At 64.4% G+C, this 16,255-nt stretch carries 16 protein-coding genes; 6 read left to right on the top strand and 10 right to left on the bottom strand.

The genetic code is table 11. The features are described from left to right. Position 1: 1 nt before the first annotated feature. The 3 genes from gor to rpiA are packed head-to-tail and all read right to left on the bottom strand — an operon-like array spanning position 2 to position 2,708. The gene (gene gor / locus I6F28_RS31345) at positions 2-1,390 is read right to left on the bottom strand and encodes a glutathione-disulfide reductase (protein WP_036001552.1); all 1,389 of its coding nucleotides are present in this window, start codon (positions 1,388-1,390) and stop codon (positions 2-4) included. 47 nt (positions 1,391-1,437) lie between these two features. Beyond that, the gene (locus tag I6F28_RS31340) at positions 1,438-1,980 is read right to left on the bottom strand and encodes a DUF2059 domain-containing protein (RefSeq protein ID WP_036001556.1); all 543 of its coding nucleotides are present in this window, start codon (positions 1,978-1,980) and stop codon (positions 1,438-1,440) included. Next, the gene (rpiA, locus tag I6F28_RS31335; RefSeq protein WP_225142766.1) at positions 1,977-2,708 is read right to left on the bottom strand and encodes a ribose-5-phosphate isomerase RpiA; all 732 of its coding nucleotides are present in this window, start codon (positions 2,706-2,708) and stop codon (positions 1,977-1,979) included. Before rpiA ends, I6F28_RS31340 begins: the two co-directional genes overlap by 4 nt. Before the next feature lie 175 nt (positions 2,709-2,883). Between rpiA and I6F28_RS31330 the strand changes: the two genes are divergently transcribed. The 5 genes from I6F28_RS31330 (at position 2,884) to I6F28_RS31310 (ending at position 8,869) form a co-directional block, all read left to right on the top strand. Further along, complete coding sequence (locus tag I6F28_RS31330) at positions 2,884-3,591, top strand: HAD family hydrolase (RefSeq protein ID WP_225142764.1); 708 nt, start codon at positions 2,884-2,886, stop codon at positions 3,589-3,591. A gap of 265 nt (positions 3,592-3,856) precedes the next feature. After that, positions 3,857-4,876 carry a GTP 3',8-cyclase MoaA gene (moaA, locus tag I6F28_RS31325; protein WP_036001562.1) on the top strand — a complete coding sequence of 340 codons (1,020 nt, stop codon included), beginning with the start codon at positions 3,857-3,859 and terminating at the stop codon, positions 4,874-4,876. 169 nt (positions 4,877-5,045) lie between these two features. Further along, positions 5,046-5,627, top strand: coding sequence for a TRAP transporter small permease subunit (locus I6F28_RS31320; RefSeq protein WP_036001566.1), 582 nt, complete (start codon positions 5,046-5,048; stop codon positions 5,625-5,627). 27 nt (positions 5,628-5,654) lie between these two features. Next, positions 5,655-7,310, top strand: a complete 1,656-nt coding sequence (locus I6F28_RS31315; protein WP_036001569.1) for a TRAP transporter large permease — start codon at positions 5,655-5,657, stop codon at positions 7,308-7,310. Positions 7,311-7,579: 269 nt separating this feature from the next. Next, positions 7,580-8,869 (top strand): M20/M25/M40 family metallo-hydrolase, encoded by a 1,290-nt coding sequence (locus tag I6F28_RS31310; protein ID WP_036001572.1) that lies wholly within the window; start codon positions 7,580-7,582, stop codon positions 8,867-8,869. A gap of 167 nt (positions 8,870-9,036) precedes the next feature. Here I6F28_RS31310 and I6F28_RS31305 read toward each other — a convergent pair whose 3' ends face one another. The 4 genes from I6F28_RS31305 to I6F28_RS31290 all read right to left on the bottom strand — a co-directional run bounded on the left by I6F28_RS31305 (position 9,037) and on the right by I6F28_RS31290 (position 11,663). After that, entirely contained in the window at positions 9,037-9,249 is a 213-nt protein-coding gene (locus tag I6F28_RS31305) for a type II toxin-antitoxin system RelE/ParE family toxin (RefSeq protein ID WP_225142762.1), read from the bottom strand. Beyond that, positions 9,239-9,514, bottom strand: coding sequence for a ribbon-helix-helix domain-containing protein (locus tag I6F28_RS31300; RefSeq protein ID WP_225112788.1), 276 nt, complete (start codon positions 9,512-9,514; stop codon positions 9,239-9,241). Before I6F28_RS31300 ends, I6F28_RS31305 begins: the two co-directional genes overlap by 11 nt. Before the next feature lie 99 nt (positions 9,515-9,613). Continuing rightward, positions 9,614-10,987, bottom strand: coding sequence for a sensor histidine kinase (locus I6F28_RS31295; protein ID WP_524536124.1), 1,374 nt, complete (start codon positions 10,985-10,987; stop codon positions 9,614-9,616). 1 nt (position 10,988) lies between these two features. After that, positions 10,989-11,663 carry a response regulator gene (locus I6F28_RS31290; RefSeq protein WP_036001578.1) on the bottom strand — a complete coding sequence of 225 codons (675 nt, stop codon included), beginning with the start codon at positions 11,661-11,663 and terminating at the stop codon, positions 10,989-10,991. A 252-nt stretch (positions 11,664-11,915) separates the two neighbouring features. Here I6F28_RS31290 and I6F28_RS31285 point away from each other — a divergent pair, with 252 nt between their 5' ends. After that, a complete protein-coding gene (locus I6F28_RS31285) occupies positions 11,916-12,125 on the top strand; it encodes a hypothetical protein (RefSeq protein ID WP_036001583.1) in 210 nt (69 codons plus the stop codon). Positions 12,126-12,563: 438 nt separating this feature from the next. Here I6F28_RS31285 and I6F28_RS31280 read toward each other — a convergent pair whose 3' ends face one another. The 3 genes from I6F28_RS31280 to I6F28_RS31270 form a co-directional block, all read right to left on the bottom strand. Next, the gene (locus I6F28_RS31280) at positions 12,564-13,652 is read right to left on the bottom strand and encodes a TRAP transporter substrate-binding protein (protein ID WP_036001586.1); all 1,089 of its coding nucleotides are present in this window, start codon (positions 13,650-13,652) and stop codon (positions 12,564-12,566) included. A gap of 155 nt (positions 13,653-13,807) precedes the next feature. After that, positions 13,808-14,896, bottom strand: a complete 1,089-nt coding sequence (locus tag I6F28_RS31275) for a TRAP transporter substrate-binding protein (RefSeq protein ID WP_036001589.1) — start codon at positions 14,894-14,896, stop codon at positions 13,808-13,810. Positions 14,897-15,102: 206 nt separating this feature from the next. Next, positions 15,103-16,239 carry an Mrp/NBP35 family ATP-binding protein gene (locus I6F28_RS31270; RefSeq protein WP_036001591.1) on the bottom strand — a complete coding sequence of 379 codons (1,137 nt, stop codon included), beginning with the start codon at positions 16,237-16,239 and terminating at the stop codon, positions 15,103-15,105. Between the last annotated feature and the right edge of the window lie 16 nt (positions 16,240-16,255).

The following is a 16,255-nucleotide window of genomic DNA, read 5'->3' as shown; positions in this document are numbered from 1 at the left end:
GCTACTCCGCCGCCTGCCGCACGTGCCGTGCGGTCGGGGTGCGCATGGTGACGAGCTCTTCGGCCGCGGTCGGATGCAGCGCGATGGTCGCGTCGAAATCGGCCTTGGTCGCCTTCATCTTCACCGCGATCGCGACGGCCTGCGTGATCTCGGCGGCGGCATCGCCGACGATGTGACAGCCGAGCACGCGGTCGGTCGCGCCGTCGACCACGAGCTTCATCAGCACGCGGGTGTCGCGGCCGGACATCGTCGCCTTGATGGGCCGGAACGTCGTCTTGTAGATGTCGACGTGGCTGAATTGCGCGCGCGCCTCGGTTTCCGTCAGGCCGACAGTGCCGACCTCCGGCTGCGAGAACACGGCCGTCGGGATATTGGCGTGGTCGACCTGCACCTCGCGCTTGCCGAACACCGTGTCGGCGAAGGCATGGCCCTCCCGGATCGCGACCGGCGTCAGGTTGAAGCGGTGGGTGACGTCGCCGATGGCATAGATGCTGTCGACCGAGCTCTTGGAGAAATGGTCGACCGCGATGCCGCCGTTGGCGGGATTGATGGCGACGCCGGCATTCTCCAGGCCGAGATTGGCGACGTTCGGATGGCGGCCGATCGCGAACATCACCTGGTCGGAGGCGAGGCTCGAGCCGTTCGACAGATGCGTGGTGAAGTCCTCGCCGTGGCGGTCGACCTTGGTCACGGTGCAGCCGGTGAGGATGGTGATGCCCTGCTTCTCCATCTCGGCGCGGACATGGGTCCGGACATCCTCGTCGAAGCCGCGCAGAATGTTGTCGCCGCGATAGATTACCGTAACATCGGAGCCGAAGCCGGCGAAGATGCCGGCGAATTCCAGCGCGATATAGCCGCCGCCCTGGATCACGATCCGCTTCGGCAGCCTCGCAAGATGAAACGCCTCGTTGGAGGAGATCACGTGCTCGATGCCGGGGATCGCCGCGCCATGGTTGGGCGCGCCGCCGGTGGCGATCAGGATGTACTTCGCCGTGACCTTCCTGTCGTTCTCGAGCAGGCGGACGGTGTGCTTGTCCTCGATCACCGCGCGGCTCTTGACGATCTGCGCGCCTGATTTCTCGACGTTGGCGGTGTAGGCCGCCTCCAGCCGCGCGATCTCCTTGTCCTTGTTGGCGATCAGCGTCGGCCAGTCGAAGCTGGCGGGCGGCACGGTCCAGCCGAAGCCGGCGGCGTCCTCGAGCTCGTGACGGACGTGCGAGCCGATCACGAACAGCTTCTTCGGCACACAGCCGCGGATCACGCAGGTGCCGCCCATGCGGTACTCTTCCGCGATCATGACGCGGGCGCCGTAGCCGGCCGCGATGCGGGCGGCACGGACGCCGCCCGAGCCGCCACCAATGACGAAGAGGTCGACGTCGAAATCAGCCATTATCCACTCCGACCCCTTATCAGGAACGAGCTTTCAGATAGGTGCGCTCAGATCTCCTTGCCACGCTTGCGCATCTCGGCACGGAAGGCGCCCATCACGGTTTCCGAGAAGTTCTGGGCCCAGCTGTTCATGAACGCCATGCTCTGCCCGATCGCGCGCGGCTCGGCATCGATCAGCTTCTTGCCCAGCGGCGACTTGTAGAAGGTGACGAGGTCCTTCAGCTCCTGCTCGGTGAACTCGCTGGCATAAATCTGCGCCATGCCTTCGCCGATCTCGCTCTGGCGGCCGTTGAGCTGCTGGGCCACGATCGGGGCGACCTCGTTGAGGTCCTTCTGGTAATTCAGGTTCTGCTGGATCAGCGCGCCCTTGGTCTTCTCGACCATGCCCGGCACGGCGCCCGCATACATCCCGGCGGCGTTCTTGATCTGCAGAATTTCCTTCGCTGCCGCAATCGCCGCGGGCGACGCCTTCGGCAGGGCCGGCGCCGCGGGAGCCTTCTGGCCCGCCTGCTGCGCGGCGACCGGGGCGGCCGAAAGGGCCAATCCCGCAGCGAGAGCCGCAGCCGGCAAGAATTTCAACACGTTCTTCATTCCTGGTCTCCTTTCGGCTTGCGCCGTTCAATCACGCGGATTCCGCCGCCGCCCGCCAGAACGGCCGAGCTGGCCAAGCCGATGAACAGCCCATGCTCGACCACACCGGGAATGGCGCTCAACGCCTTGGCGAGACCGGGGGGATCCGTAATACGTCCGAGCTGGGCATCGACGATCCAGTGGCCGCCATCGGTGACGAAAACGTGGCCGTCCTTGGCCCCGCCTTTGGCCTTGCGGACCGCCATTTGCCCGGAAACGCCGCATTCGGCAAATGCCTTTTCGATCGCGCGGCGCGTCGCACCGAGCCCGAACGGGATGACCTCGATCGGCAGCGGAAACTTGCCGAGCGTCGGCACCCATTTGCTGTCGTCGGCAATCACGATCATGCGGTCCGAGGCGGCCGCCACGATCTTCTCGCGCAACAGCGCGCCGCCGCCGCCCTTGATCAGATTGAGCTCGGGATCGATCTCGTCGGCGCCGTCGATCGTGAGGTCGAGATGGTCGATCTCGTCCAGCGTCGTCAGCTTGACGCCGCAGCGTTCCGCATCGGCCCGCGTCGCCTCGGAGGTCGGCACGCCGATCACCTTGAGCCCGGCGGCAACGCGTTCGCCGAGCAGCTCGACGAAGTGCTTGGCGGTCGAGCCGGTGCCAAGCCCGAGCTGCATGCCGTCGCGCACTTCCTCCAGCGCACGCGCCGCAGCCTGCCGCTTCAATTGGTCCATGGTCACGTGTGCGCCTGCCTTGTGAAGTCTCGGCCGATTCCGGCCGCTTTCGGGCGCCTATGTAGCCTCGTTTTTCCCAGGAGAACAGGGCCTGGAACAGGGTCTGGGAACAGGCCTATAAGGTGATCTTATGGGCCCGCCCCTTGCGCGGATAGGACCGGGCCGGTAGCGCTTGGGAATCATGACCTCCTTCAAGACGACTTCCCCTCACACCATCGTCTTCGATCTCGACGGCACGCTGGTGGATACGGCACCCGACCTGATCACGGCACTGAATTACGTGCTCGACCGCGAAGGCCTGCCGCCGGTGCCGATGGCCTCGGCCCGCAACATGATCGGCGCCGGTGCCCGCAAGTTGATCGAGCGGGGGCTGGAAGCGGAGGGCCGCACCGTCACGCCCGCGGACATGGACCGGATGACTGCGGATTTCATCGCGTACTATGCCGACCATATCGCGGTGGAATCCCGCCCCTTCGAGGGTCTCGAGGCCGCGCTCGACCAGTTTTCGGCGCAAGGCCACCGCCTCGCGGTCTGCACCAACAAGCTGGAATGGCTGTCGAAGCGCCTGCTGGACCAGCTCGACCTCAGCCGCCGCTTCGCGGCGATCTGCGGCGCGGACACTTTTGGCGTCCAGAAGCCCGATCCGACTATTTTTCGGGAGACGGTGGCCCGGGCCGGCGGCGACGTGAAGGCCAGCATCATGGTCGGCGATGCCGGAACCGATGTCGGTGTCGCCCGGCGGGCCGGCGTGCCCGTGATCGCGGTCAGCTTCGGCTACACCGACGTGCCGATCGCCGAGCTGAAGCCGGACCGCCTGATCCACCACATGCGCGACCTGCCGGCGGCCGCGATCAGCCTGATGACGGCAAGCAAAACAGCAACGCTTTGATAGGATTGCCATTTTCGCCGCCCCACATCCCGAATGGATGCATAGAGGGCTGACTTCACCGGCGCCGCGGGCGTTGCCGGCCGTACGCGGAACCCAGCTGCGAGCCCACCGAACGAGCCGAAATCCCGCGCCGAGGGGGTCACATGCGTCAGTGCTGCACTCACGTATACCACCCGATTGTCCTTGCCGCGTCCGATGCTTAGATTGCGTCGACCGCACCGCTGCAGCAAAGGTGCGCCCGTCGCCATAAGTGAAGGCCTCTCGCATGACCGGATCCGCCGCATTGTCGACCCCGATGACCGATCCGTTCGGGCGGACCATCACCTACTTGCGCGTCTCCGTCACCGACCGCTGCGACCTGCGCTGCTTCTACTGTATGTCCGAAGACATGACGTTCCTGCCCAAGGCGGACCTGCTGACGCTGGAGGAGCTCGATCGGCTCTGTACGGCCTTCATCGCCAAGGGCGTGAAGAAGCTGCGCCTCACCGGCGGCGAGCCCTTGGTCCGCCGCAATGTGATGTCGCTGGTGCGCTCGTTGTCGCGGCATCTGTCGAGCGGCGCGTTGAGCGAGCTGACGCTGACCACCAACGGCACCCAGCTTGCGAAGCACGCGCGGGAGCTCGCCGATTGCGGCGTCCGCCGCATCAACGTCTCGCTCGACACCCTCGATCCCAAGAAGTTTCGCGAGATCACCCGCTGGGGCGAGATCGACAAGGTGCTGGAGGGCATCGAGGCCGCGCGCGCCGCAGGGCTCGCCGTGAAGATCAACGCCGTGGCGCTGAAGAACCTCAACGAGGACGAGCTGCCTTCGCTGATGCGCTGGGCCCACGGCAAGGGCATGGGCCTGACGCTGATCGAGGTGATGCCGATGGGCGAGATCGGATCGGGCCGCATTGACCAATATCTGCCGCTGTCGCTGGTGCGCGCCCGCCTCGCCCAGCAGTTCACGCTGACGGATCTGGCCGAGAGCACCGGCGGTCCGGCCCGCTATGTCGGCGTCGCCGAGACCGGCGGCAAGCTCGGCTTCATCACGCCGATGACCCATAATTTCTGCGAATCCTGTAATCGGGTACGCATCACCTGCACCGGAACGCTGCACACCTGCCTCGGCCACGAGGATGCCTCCGATTTGCGCAAACCTCTGCGTGCATCGAGCGACGATCTATTGCTTGCGGATGCGATCGACCGCGCCATCGGGCTGAAGCCCAAGGGCCACGATTTCATCATCGACCGCCGCCACGACCGGCCCAGCGTCAGCAGGCACATGAGCGTCACCGGCGGCTAACTCCGTATAGTTGCGGCCCTATTCCCCTTAACTATCAACAAACTTCCGATTGACTGACGGCACGCCCGCTGGTTTGGTGCGGCGGCCTCATGCCTGCGCGGCGAGATAAGCCACGCGCCATCTCGGCGCAGTCAAGACGGCCGGGGCACAATCGGGGGAGGACCTATCGTTGCAAGCGCTCCTTAAGCTGAGCAGCAGGATCGACGCGTTCACGCGCTGGACCGGCAAACGTATTGCGTGGCTGATCGTGCTCGCCGTTGTCATTTCGGCGGTCAACGCGATCATCCGCAAGACGTTCGACACCTCGTCCAATTCGTGGCTCGAGCTGCAATGGGTGCTGTTCAGCATCGTCTTCCTGCTCTGTTCGCCGTGGACGCTGCTCGACAATGAGCACATCCGCATCGACATCGTAAGCAACACGATGCCCAAGAAGGCGCGCAACGTCATCGACATCGTCGGTCACGTGTTCTTCCTCATTCCGATCTGCATCGTCATGATCGTCACGGGCGTGCCGTTCTTCCTGCGCTCCTTCCAGATCAACGAGCAATCCGGCAATGCCGGCGGCCTGCCGCAATGGCCCGCCAAAGCCCTGATCATGGTGGGGTTCGCCTTCCTTCTGGTCCAAGGCATTTCCGAGCTGATCAAGCGGATCGCGGTGATGCGCGGCTTGATACCGGACCCGCACGAATCGCAGGTGTCGGCGCTCGAAGCGGAAGTCGAGCATCTCGTTGAAGCGATCGAGAAGAAGTAGCCGTTGGCGACGGTGTAGGGGGAATCCATGACCGCATTCATCATCGCCAATATGGCGCCCATCATGTTCGTATCGCTGGTCGTCATGCTGCTGCTCGGCTATCCGGCGGCATTCTCGCTCGGCGCCGTCGGCCTGTTCTTCGCCATCATCGGCGTCGAGCTCGGCCAGTTTCACCCCGACTTCCTCCAGGCCTTGCCGGAGCGCGTCTATGGCGTGATGAACAACGACACGCTGCTCGCGATCCCCTTCTTCACCTTCATGGGATTGGTGCTGGAGCGGTCGGGCATGGCCGAGGACCTGCTCGACACGATCGGCCAGCTGTTCGGCACGATCCGCGGCGGCCTCGCCTATGCCGTGATCTTCGTCGGCGCGCTGCTCGCTGCGACCACCGGCGTGGTCGCGGCGTCCGTGATCTCGATGGGCCTGATCTCGCTGCCGATCATGCTGCGCTATGGCTATGATCGCCGCGTGGCCGCCGGCGTCATCGCCGCCTCCGGCACGCTCGCGCAAATCATTCCGCCCTCCCTCGTCCTGATCGTGATGGCCGACCAGCTCGGCAAGTCCGTCGGCGACATGTACGAAGGCGCCTTCATCCCGGGCCTCGTGCTTGCCGCCCTCTACGCCGGATACGCTTTCCTCGTCAGCATGATCTGGCCGAAGGCGACGCCCGGCCTGCCGAAGGACGCCATCGGCTTCCGCGAAGAGAACGGCGATCGCGGCCTTGTATCGCTCGGTGTGCTGTTCCTCGCGAGCTGCGCATTCGGATGGCTCATGATGCGCAATTCCAGCACTCGTGGCGCCGATTACGTGGTGCTCAGCATGTTCTACGGCATCATCTTCGCATTCGCCGTCGCCGTGCTGAACTGGGTGGTGGATAAGCTGACCGGATTCCGTTTCCTCTCGAAGATGGCGCAGCAGACCACCTTCGTGATGGTGCCGCCGCTGTTCCTGATCTTCCTGGTGCTGGGCACGATCTTCATCGGCATCGCCACGCCGACCGAAGGCGGTGCGATGGGTGCCGCCGGCGCCCTCATTCTCGGTGCCGTGAAGCGGCGGCTGAGCTGGGACCTGATCCGGCAGGCCACGGAATCGACCGCCAAGCTGTCGGCCTTCGTCGTGTTCATCCTGGTCGGCGCCCGCATCTTTTCGCTCACCTTTTACGGGGTCAACGGTCACGTCTGGGTCGAGCACCTGCTCACATCGCTGCCGGGCGGCCAGATCGGCTTCCTGATCTTCGTCAACGCGCTCGTATTCGTACTGGCCTTCTTCCTCGACTTCTTCGAGCTGGCCTTCATCGTGATCCCGCTACTGGGACCGGCCGCCGAGAAGCTCGGCATCGACCTGATCTGGTTCGGCGTCATTCTCGGCGTCAATATGCAGACCTCGTTCATGCACCCGCCGTTCGGATTCGCGCTGTTCTATCTCCGGTCCGTCGCGCCGAAGGAGCGATACACCGATCGGGTCACTGGCAAGCGGATGGACCCCGTCACCACCGGCCAGATCTATTGGGGTGCGGTGCCCTTCGTCGTCATCCAGATCATCATGGTCGGCCTCGTGATCGCGTTCCCGTCGATGGTGATGCACTACAAGGGCGTGCAGACGAACATCGATCCCAGCACGATCAAGATCGAGGTGCCGCAGATCGAGCTGCCTCCGCTGGATCTCGGCCCTCCGCAGAAGTAGTGCGACAACTGGTTCTAGGCGCGAGCGCCCACACCCTCTTCCCTTCTCCCCTTGTGGGAGAAGGTGGCGCGAACGCAGTTCGCGCCGGATGAGGGGTTTCTCTCCGCGCATTTTACTCGCCGTCGGACTCGCGGAGACAACCCCTCACCCGGCTTCGCTATCGCGAAGCCGCCCTCTCCCACCAGGGGAGAGGGTGCAGCACGGCCGCGTGACAAGCGCCGCGAACACAGGCATATCGGCTCCTTCTTCAACCGAAGGACTGTCCGCTCATGCCCCGATCGCACCCCGCTTCCACGTTCTTTGGAACGTTGATCGCCTCACTCTGGCTGGCATCTGCCGCAACGCTGGTGCACGCCGAGCCGGTCGCCAACGTCCATGCGCTGGCGCAGAAGGAACAGCAGCCGCTGCTCGACACGCTGCGCGATCTCGTCAACATCGAATCCGGCAGCAAGGACATCGAAGGCCTGAACCAGATCGCCGAGCGCATTGCCGGTCAGCTCAAGCAACTCGGCGGCACGGTGGAGATCCTGCAGCCGACTGACATCTATCGCCTCGACGACACCCCCGAAAAGATCGGGCCGGCCGTGCACGCCGTGTTCAAGGGCACGGGGTCCAAGAAGATCATGCTGATTGCTCACATGGACACGGTGTACCTGAAGGGCATGCTGAAGGACCAGCCGTTCCGCATCGACGGCGACAAGGCGTACGGGCTCGGCATTGCCGACGACAAGCAGGGCATCGCGCTCATTCTCCATACCGTGGCATTGCTGCAGAAGCTGAACTTCAGGGATTACGGCACGCTCACGGTGCTCACGAACGGCGACGAGGAGATCTCCTCGCCCGGCTGGCGCAGCACCATCACCAAGCTCGCATCGGATCAGGACGTGGTGTTCTCGTTCGAAGGCGGCGGCGCCGACGGCACGCTGCGCCTCGCCACCAGCGGCATCGGCTCGGCCTATCTTACCGTGCATGGCAGATCGTCACATGCCGGCGCACGGCCCGAAGGCGGCGTGAATGCGCTGTACGAGCTCTCGCACCAGGTGCTGCAGATGAAGGACTTGTCCAAGCCCGAGCAGGGCCTGAAGCTGAATTGGACGGTGTCCAAGTCCGGAACCAACCGCAATGTGATCCCTGCCGAGGCGACGGCCCAGGCCGACGCGCGCGCCCTCAAGGTGTCCGACTTCGACGAGTTGCAGAAGGCGCTGCAGGACAAGATCAAAAATCGCCTGCTGCCCGATTCCAGAGTCGAGCTGAAGTTCGAGGTGCGGCGCCCGCCGCTCGAACCCAGTGAGGCCTCGCGCCGGGTGGCGGCCTATGGCAAGACGATCTATGGGGAGATCGGACTATCCCTCAAGGTCGACGAGAAGGCCATCGGCGGCGGCACCGATGCGGCTTTTGCCGCGCTGCAATCCAAAGGAGCCGTGGTGGAAGGCATGGGCCTGTCGGCCTTCGGTGCGCACTCCAACGATGCCGAATATGTGCAGGTGGGCAGCATCGTGCCGCGGCTCTATCTGACGACACGCATGATCATGGACCTGTCCACCGGCAAGCTTAAATAGCGGCTGCGGTCGCCGTCACTCTCCGGCTCGCGGCCTTCCGTTGCGACGAGACAGAGCGAAGCTCTTTCGTCCGAACAGGAGTGTTCAGACATCGCCTTCGAAATGACGTCCGGCATATGCGATTGTGACGATCTCGACCTCTGTCTTCAGGACACGGAACGCGATCGTCACGCGCCGCTTGAATCCGACGGTACGCAGACCGGAAGAAGATCGTCGCGACTGGTCCCACGGTTGGGAAAGGTGGCGAGAGCCTTGCATGCCTTCTCGATACGGTCGATATAGCCGCCTGCAATTCGGTAGCCGGCACGTTCTGCGATGTACTCGTAAAGGCCAACCAGATCGGCCTCCGCCTCCGGTCGGAATACGACCTTAAGCGCCACGCTTGGCTGCCTTCACGTTTCTGGCGTGACGAGTCCGCAGGCGCTTGAAAACGTCGCTCGCAGCAACGCTGGGGCGGGGATCCTGGACCGAAGCTCGGACCTTGGCGGCCAGATATTCGTCAAGCGCGGCATCCTGACGATCGAGGGCGCGGAGGGCCGAGCGCATGACTTCGCTGGCGGAGGCATATTCGCCTGACTTCAGGCGGGCTTCCAGGCTCGCGCGCTGCGGGCCAAGAGTGACGGGGATCGGCTTGCTGGTCCGCATGTGGTCCCCCTTCAGTGCTCTACAACGCAAGATATGACAATGTCCATGCCTCAAGCGCCATCCGGGCTCCCTGCTCCGCGCACGGGAAAAGGTGCACTGTCATTGCCGGGCCAGTTCCTCCCCCATCGTGACCTTGTCCGCCAGCCGAAACCGCAGCGTGAACTCCGCACCGCCGCCGGGGAGGTTCTGCACCGCGACCGTGGCGGCGTGATCGTCCGCTACGGCGCGCACGATCGAGAGTCCCAGCCCCGCACCGTCGCTGCGCCGGCGGTCGGCGCGCCAGAAGCGCTGGAAGATCAGCTCGCGCTCAGCCTCCGCGATCCCCGGGCCGGAATCGCGCACCCGCACCGAACCGTCCTCCCCTACCTCGACCTCGACGGTGGTGCCCTCCGCCGTGAACTTGATGGCGTTTTCGGCAAGATTGAACACCGCGCGCTGCAGCATCTCCGAATTGCCGTGGATCAGGACCGGTGCGTCGGTGCCCTTCAGCGCGATGTCCTTGCGTTGCGCGATCGCGAACGGGGCGATCGAGCCGACCACCTCGGTACAGACGGCGCGCAAATCCGCGGCCTCGCCGGGATCGAGCACCAGGGTGTCGAGCTCGGCGATCTCAAGCAGCTGGGCGACGATCCGGCTCATGGCCTCGATGTCGGCATGCAGCGCCTGCCGTTCGGCGCCGTCGCCGAGCGTCTCGATCCGCGTGCGCAGGATCGCCAGCGGCGTGCGCAATTGATGCGCGGCATCCGCCGTGAACTGCCGCTGCACGCGAAAGCCGGCCTCGAGGCGGTCGAGCGCCTGGTTCACGGCGGTGACCAGCGGCACGATCTCGCGCGGAATCTGCTCGGTCGGCAGGCGAATGTCGGTGCGTGCAGGGCCGATGTTGCTGGCCTCCTGGGAGGCCTTCCACAACGGCGCGATCGCGCGGCGGAAGATGATGATGTCGATGGCAAGCAGGACCAGGAGGATCGGGACGGTGATCCACCCGACCCGCCGAAAAAAGTTCGAGACGATATCGTCGATGATGACGTCCCGGTGGGCCAGATCCTCGGCAACCTGGATGCGCACCGTCTTGCCCGCAACGTCTCGCGTGACGCTGGCGCCGGAGACGGTGTCGGAGAAACGGGAGGGCGCCGTCGCGGCGGAACGCCGGTGCGAGGAGAACAGCAACCTTCCGTCGGCATCGCGAATGTCGAACTGGTAGCGGCCGTAGGCGTCCGAATAAAGCCCCTTGAGGCTGTCGGGCAGGTTGAAGGTCAACGTGCCGTCCGGCTGCGCGACGATGCGCTCCGCCAGCACCTCGGCCTGCGCGCGCATGGCATCGCGATGCAACTGGTCGATCTCGGAGTTGAGCAGCCAGAACAACACCAGCGGCAGGAAGATCGCGACCATCGCGACCGCGACGATGTGCAGAAACACGATGCGCGAGATCAGCGATTTGAAGGTCAGCGATCCGGCACGGCCCGCGGCGGGCACGCTATTTCTCCTCGGTCATGAGATAGCCGACGCCACGGATCGTATGGATCACGACCTTGGCGCCGTGTTCAGTCAGCTGCTTGCGCAGCCGCGACACGTAGACCTCGATCGCATTGGAGGCGACGTCGCCTTCGAGACCGAAGATGTGGTCCTCGACGTTCTTCTTCGGTACCACCCGCCCCTGCCGGCGCAGCAGGATCTCGAGCACCGAGGTCTCGCGCGCGGAGATGATCCGCGGCTGGTCGTCGACGAAGATCTGCCGGCTCTCGGTGTCGTAGACGAGGTTGGCGAGAGTGAGCGAGCGGCCGAGCAACTGGCCGGGGCGGCGCAGGATGGCCTCCAGCCGCGCCACCAGCTCCTCCATCGCGAACGGTTTTGCCAAATAGTCGTCGGCGCCGCTGCGCAGGCCGGTGACGCGGTCCTGCAAGCCGCCGCGCGCGGTCAGCACCAGCACCGGCAGCGGCTCCATCTTGAGGCGCAGCTCGCGCAGCACCGACAGGCCGTCGGCATCGGGCAGACCGAGGTCGAGGATCATCGCGGCATAGCTGACGCTGTTCACCGCCTCGCGCGCCTCGGCCGCGCTGCCCACGATGTCGCTCTCATAGCCGGCTGCGGCCAGCCCACCGGCCACGAGCCGCGACAGCTCGGCATTGTCCTCGACGATCAGAAGCCGCATCGCATATCCGCTGGACGTTCCTGATACCGCACCGCTCGCGCCGCATCTGCGCTCTTTTCCAGCATTCGGGGCGCCGCGGCCAGCGAAAAAGCGCCGAATAGCCTCTCCTTGTCAGCTCAGTGTAAGCCAGCGCTGCGCATGAACCCGGTCATCGACCACATGATCATCGCCGGCCGAAGATTGACCCACGGAACATTCGTTTTGGCGTGTCGTTAAATCCAAGCGCTCAGGATGAGCGCCTGGAGGAGCCCGATGTCGTATTTTCCATCTGGCGAAGACCAAGCCTTCCGCATTTGCAAGGTGCTCGCCGACGTCTTCTGCGCGATCCTGCTCGGCACCTTTTCGATCGTGTTCTTCGGCTGGATCGGCGGAATTGTCGCCTTCGTCATTCTCGAAGCTGCCCTGCTCGGGCTCGACTGGCTCATGCCAAGCGCAAGAGACGCAGCAGGCGTCGTTCGCTAGCCGCGCTTCCGATGCTCGGCAGCCGACCGATGGTCCGCCTCTAGCGGCAAATAAGCTCGGCTGCTACGACTCAGCTTGCCCCAACGCGCGGACCTTTCCATTACGACGCGCGCCGGCACTAACGGAAAAGGACACCGACCAGGCCTTGCGCAGCGCTCTTTGAATTTCATCGGGATCGAAGCGCATCGGGGGCATCGTTCAGCGCCACGATTTCGGATCGGGCGATGATGCATGTCTACCACTGTTTTGCCCGACGGGTCAAAAATTTCGGTAATTTCGCAATCGCTCGTGGTAACGAAGTCAAGTCATTGATATCGCTGCCCCGGTCTACTGTGCATGGGGTTGTTTTCGATGTTTTGGTTGGACGCCCTCCCAACAGCAGCGACAACGCCCCGGAGTCTTTCGCTCCGGGGCGTGCCGCATTCGATCGGGACGCGATCAGCTCTGCGAGCGCCGCGCCATGAAGATGTCGTAGCCGACCTCGGCCACCTGGAACCAGGAATAGCCGTCGCTCGTGAACTTGGCGAGCGAGTCGTTCACCTTCTTGAAGTTCGGATTGGTCGCAGCGACTTCGGCGTGCAGCTCCTTGGCCGCCTTGTAGCAGGCATCCATGATCGCGGGCGAGAAGGCGTGCAGCTTGGTGCCGCCCGCGAGCAGCTTCCTCAGCGCCAGCGGATTGGCGTTGTCGTAGCGCGCCATCATGTAATTGTTGGCGTAGTGGCCGGCCTGCTCCAGCACGCTCTGGTAATATTTCGGCAGCGCGTTCCACTTGTCGAGGTTGACGAAAGCCATCAGCATCGGACCGCCTTCCCACCAGCCGGGATAGTAGTAGTGCGGCGCGATCTTGTAGAAGCCGAGCTTCTCGTCGTCATAAGGCCCGACCCATTCGGCGGCGTCGATCGTGCCCTTCTCCAGCGCCGGATAGATGTCACCGCCGGCGAGCTGCTGCGGCACCACGCCGAGCTTCTGGAGCACGCGGCCGGTGAAGCCGCCGATGCGGAACTTCATGCCTTTGAGATCGTCGGGCGTGTTGACCTCTTTCCTGAACCAGCCGCCCATCTGGCAGCCGGTGTTGCCCGCGAGCAGCGAGACGACGTTGTAGCTCTTGTAGAACTCGTTGAGCACGTCGCGGCCGCCGCCCAGCATGTACCAGGCCTGGTTGATGCGCATGTTGGGACCGAACGGCACGGCCGAGCCGAAGGTGAAGGTCGGGTCCTTGCCGAAATAATAATAGGACGCGGTGTGGCCGATCTCGCAGGTGCCGTTCTGCACGGCGTCGAGCACCTGCAGGCCCGGCACGATTTCGCCGGCCGCGAAGATCTGGATCTGGAATTTGTTGTCGGTCGCCTCGGCAACCATCTTGCACATCATCTCGGCGCCGCCAAACAGCGTGTCGAGCGATTTCGGCCAGCTCGTCGGCATGCGCCATTTGATTTCCGGCATCGACTGCGCGATCGCGGGAGCCGCGAGCGTGGCGGCGCCGGCCGCACCAAGTCCTGTGACCTTGATGAAGTCTCTTCTCTTCATGATTTCCTACCCTGATGGATCTAATTGTGGAGCCTTCTTTGCGAGGCTTGCCGACAGAATGGAGCATCACGGGACCGAATGCCATCCCGATCGCAAAGAAAAAGCCCGGCCTCCTGGGGAGGCCGGGCTAGTGGTCTTACGACCTAAGCCGTAGATCAGCCGCGGGTGCGCGAGCGGATCATGAAGCTGTCGTAGGTATATTCGGCAACCTGCCACCACAGATATTCGTCGGAGCGGTAGGCCTGCATGGAGTCAATAGCCTTTTTGAAGTCGGCGTTCTTGCCAGAAACCTCGGCCCACAGCTCGTTGGTCGCCTTGAGGCAGGCTTCCAGCACCTCGTTGGTGAACGGACGCAGCTGGGTGCCGCCGGCGACCAGGCGCTTCAGCGCCGCCGGGTTCTGCATGTCGTAGCGCGCAGCCATCCAGCTGTTGGCGTTCGCCGTCGCGTTGGTGAGGATCGCCTGGTAGCTCTTCGGCAGCGCATTGAACTTTTCCAGGTTGGCGAAGGCGTGGACGGTCGGACCGCCCTCCCAGAAGCCGGGGTAGTAGTAGTACTTGGCGACCTTGGCGAAGCCGAGCTTCTCGTCATCGTAGGGGCCGACCCACTCGGCGGCGTCGATCGTGCCCTTCTCCAGCGCGGGATAAATGTCGCCGCCGGCGAGCTGCTGCGGCACCACGCCGACCTTCTGCAGCACCTGGCCGGCAATGCCGCCGATGCGCATCTTGAGGCCGGAGAGGTCGGCAACGGTCTTGATCTCCTTGCGGAACCAGCCGCCCATCTGGGTACCGGTGTTGCCGCATGGGAAGCCGATCACGTTCGACTTCTTGAAGAACTCGTTGGCGAGCTCGTTGCCGCCGCCCTGATACAGCCACGAATTCTGCTGGCGCGCGTTGAGGCCGAACGGCACCGAGGCGAAGATCGCGAAGGTGGGGTCCTTGCCGACGTAATAGTACGAGACGGTGTGGCACATATCGACCGTGCCGTTCGAGGTCGCATCGAGCGCCTGGAGGCCGGGGACGATTTCGCCGGCGGCGAACACCTGAATCTGGAACTTGTTGTCAGTCATCTCGGCGACGTACTTCGCCACCTGCTCGGCGCCGCCATAGATGGTGTCGAGCGACTTCGGGAAGCTCGAAGTCAGGCGCCACTTCACCTCGGGCGAGGACTGTGCGATCGCCGGCGAGGCCACCGCGGTCGCCGCCGCGCCTGCTGCCGACACTTTGAGAAAATCACGACGCTTCATCTTCAGGTCTCTCCTTGCTGGGGCGTTTCCCCTTGACTTCTCTTCTTGCCGCCGCTCGTTCCGGCGACGCGTTGAGGTCGCGTCGAACCGAAGTGGCTTGACTGCGGGGGGCCTTTAACACGGCCAGCCCGGTTTCGGAACGCGACAATGGCATGACGGGGCTCTACGAAAGTCGCATGCCCCGGAGCCTGCCGCGGTGCCCCCATTCAGGCCGCGGCGATGACACCCTTGAGCTGGTCCCGGACCTGGCCGGCAATGGCGCGGTAGATCGCCGCATGAGGGCCGTCCGGCTCGCTGTCGACCACGGGATTGCCGGCGTCCGAGGTGGCGCGAATCGCCATGTGCAGGGGGATCTCGCCCAGGAATGGGACGCCGAGCTTCTCGGCCTCGTGCCGCGCCCCGCCATGGCCGAAAATATCCGACTTGGTGCCGCAATGCGGACATTGGAAGTAGCTCATATTCTCGACGATGCCGAGCACGGGCACGTTGACCTTCTTGAACATGGCAAGCCCCCGCCGCGCATCGATCAGGGACAGGTCCTGCGGGGTCGAGACGATCACGGCGCCCTTGAGCGGCACGTTCTGCGCCAGCGTGAGCTGGGCATCGCCGGTGCCCGGCGGCATGTCGACGACCAGCACGTCGAGCTTGCCCCATTCGACGTCGCGCAGCATCTGCGTCACCGCCGACATCACCATCGGGCCGCGCCAGATCATCGCGGTCTCCTCCTCGACCAGGAAGCCGATCGACATGATGGCGAGCCCGAAGCGCCGAAGCGGAATCATCTTGCGCTCGTCGTTCAGCTCCGGCTTGTCGCGCAGGCCCGTCAGGCGCGGCACCGAGGGGCCGTAGATATCGGCGTCGAGCAGCCCGACCTTGAGGCCGAGGTCGCGCAGGCCGAGCGCCAGATTGAGCGCCGTGGTCGACTTTCCGACGCCGCCCTTGCCGGAGGCGACCGCGATTACGGCGGCAACGCCGGGAATTTCCGATTGCCGCGCCATCGGCGACCCCCCGCCCTGGGGCGGCTTGTGGGCATGGGCCGGCTGCACGCCGGGCGTGCCGCGGCTCGGCTGCGGGGGTGGCGGCGGCGCGGAGCCCGGCTTGCGCTCGGCGGTCAGCGCCACCATGACGGTGGTGACACCGGGAATGCTGCGCACGGCGGCTTCCGCTTCGGCCCGGACGGATTCCCAGGCTCTTGCCTCGGCGGCGTCGACATTGATCGAGAAGAATACCTTGCCGTCGGAGGCGCTGATCGCGCTCAGCACATTGGCATGGGGGAGCGCGACCCCGCGGGGCGACTGGACCCTGGCGAGGCTATCGAGAACCTGTTGCTGCGTCACGCTCAAAGCGCATCTCCTGCAG

Source organism: Bradyrhizobium sp. NBAIM14 (assembly GCF_020193895.1).
GTDB classification, from domain to species: domain Bacteria; phylum Pseudomonadota; class Alphaproteobacteria; order Rhizobiales; family Xanthobacteraceae; genus Bradyrhizobium; species Bradyrhizobium yuanmingense.
The sequence above is the reverse complement of the archived record's forward strand: the minus strand, read 5'-3'. Positions and strand labels throughout refer to the sequence as shown.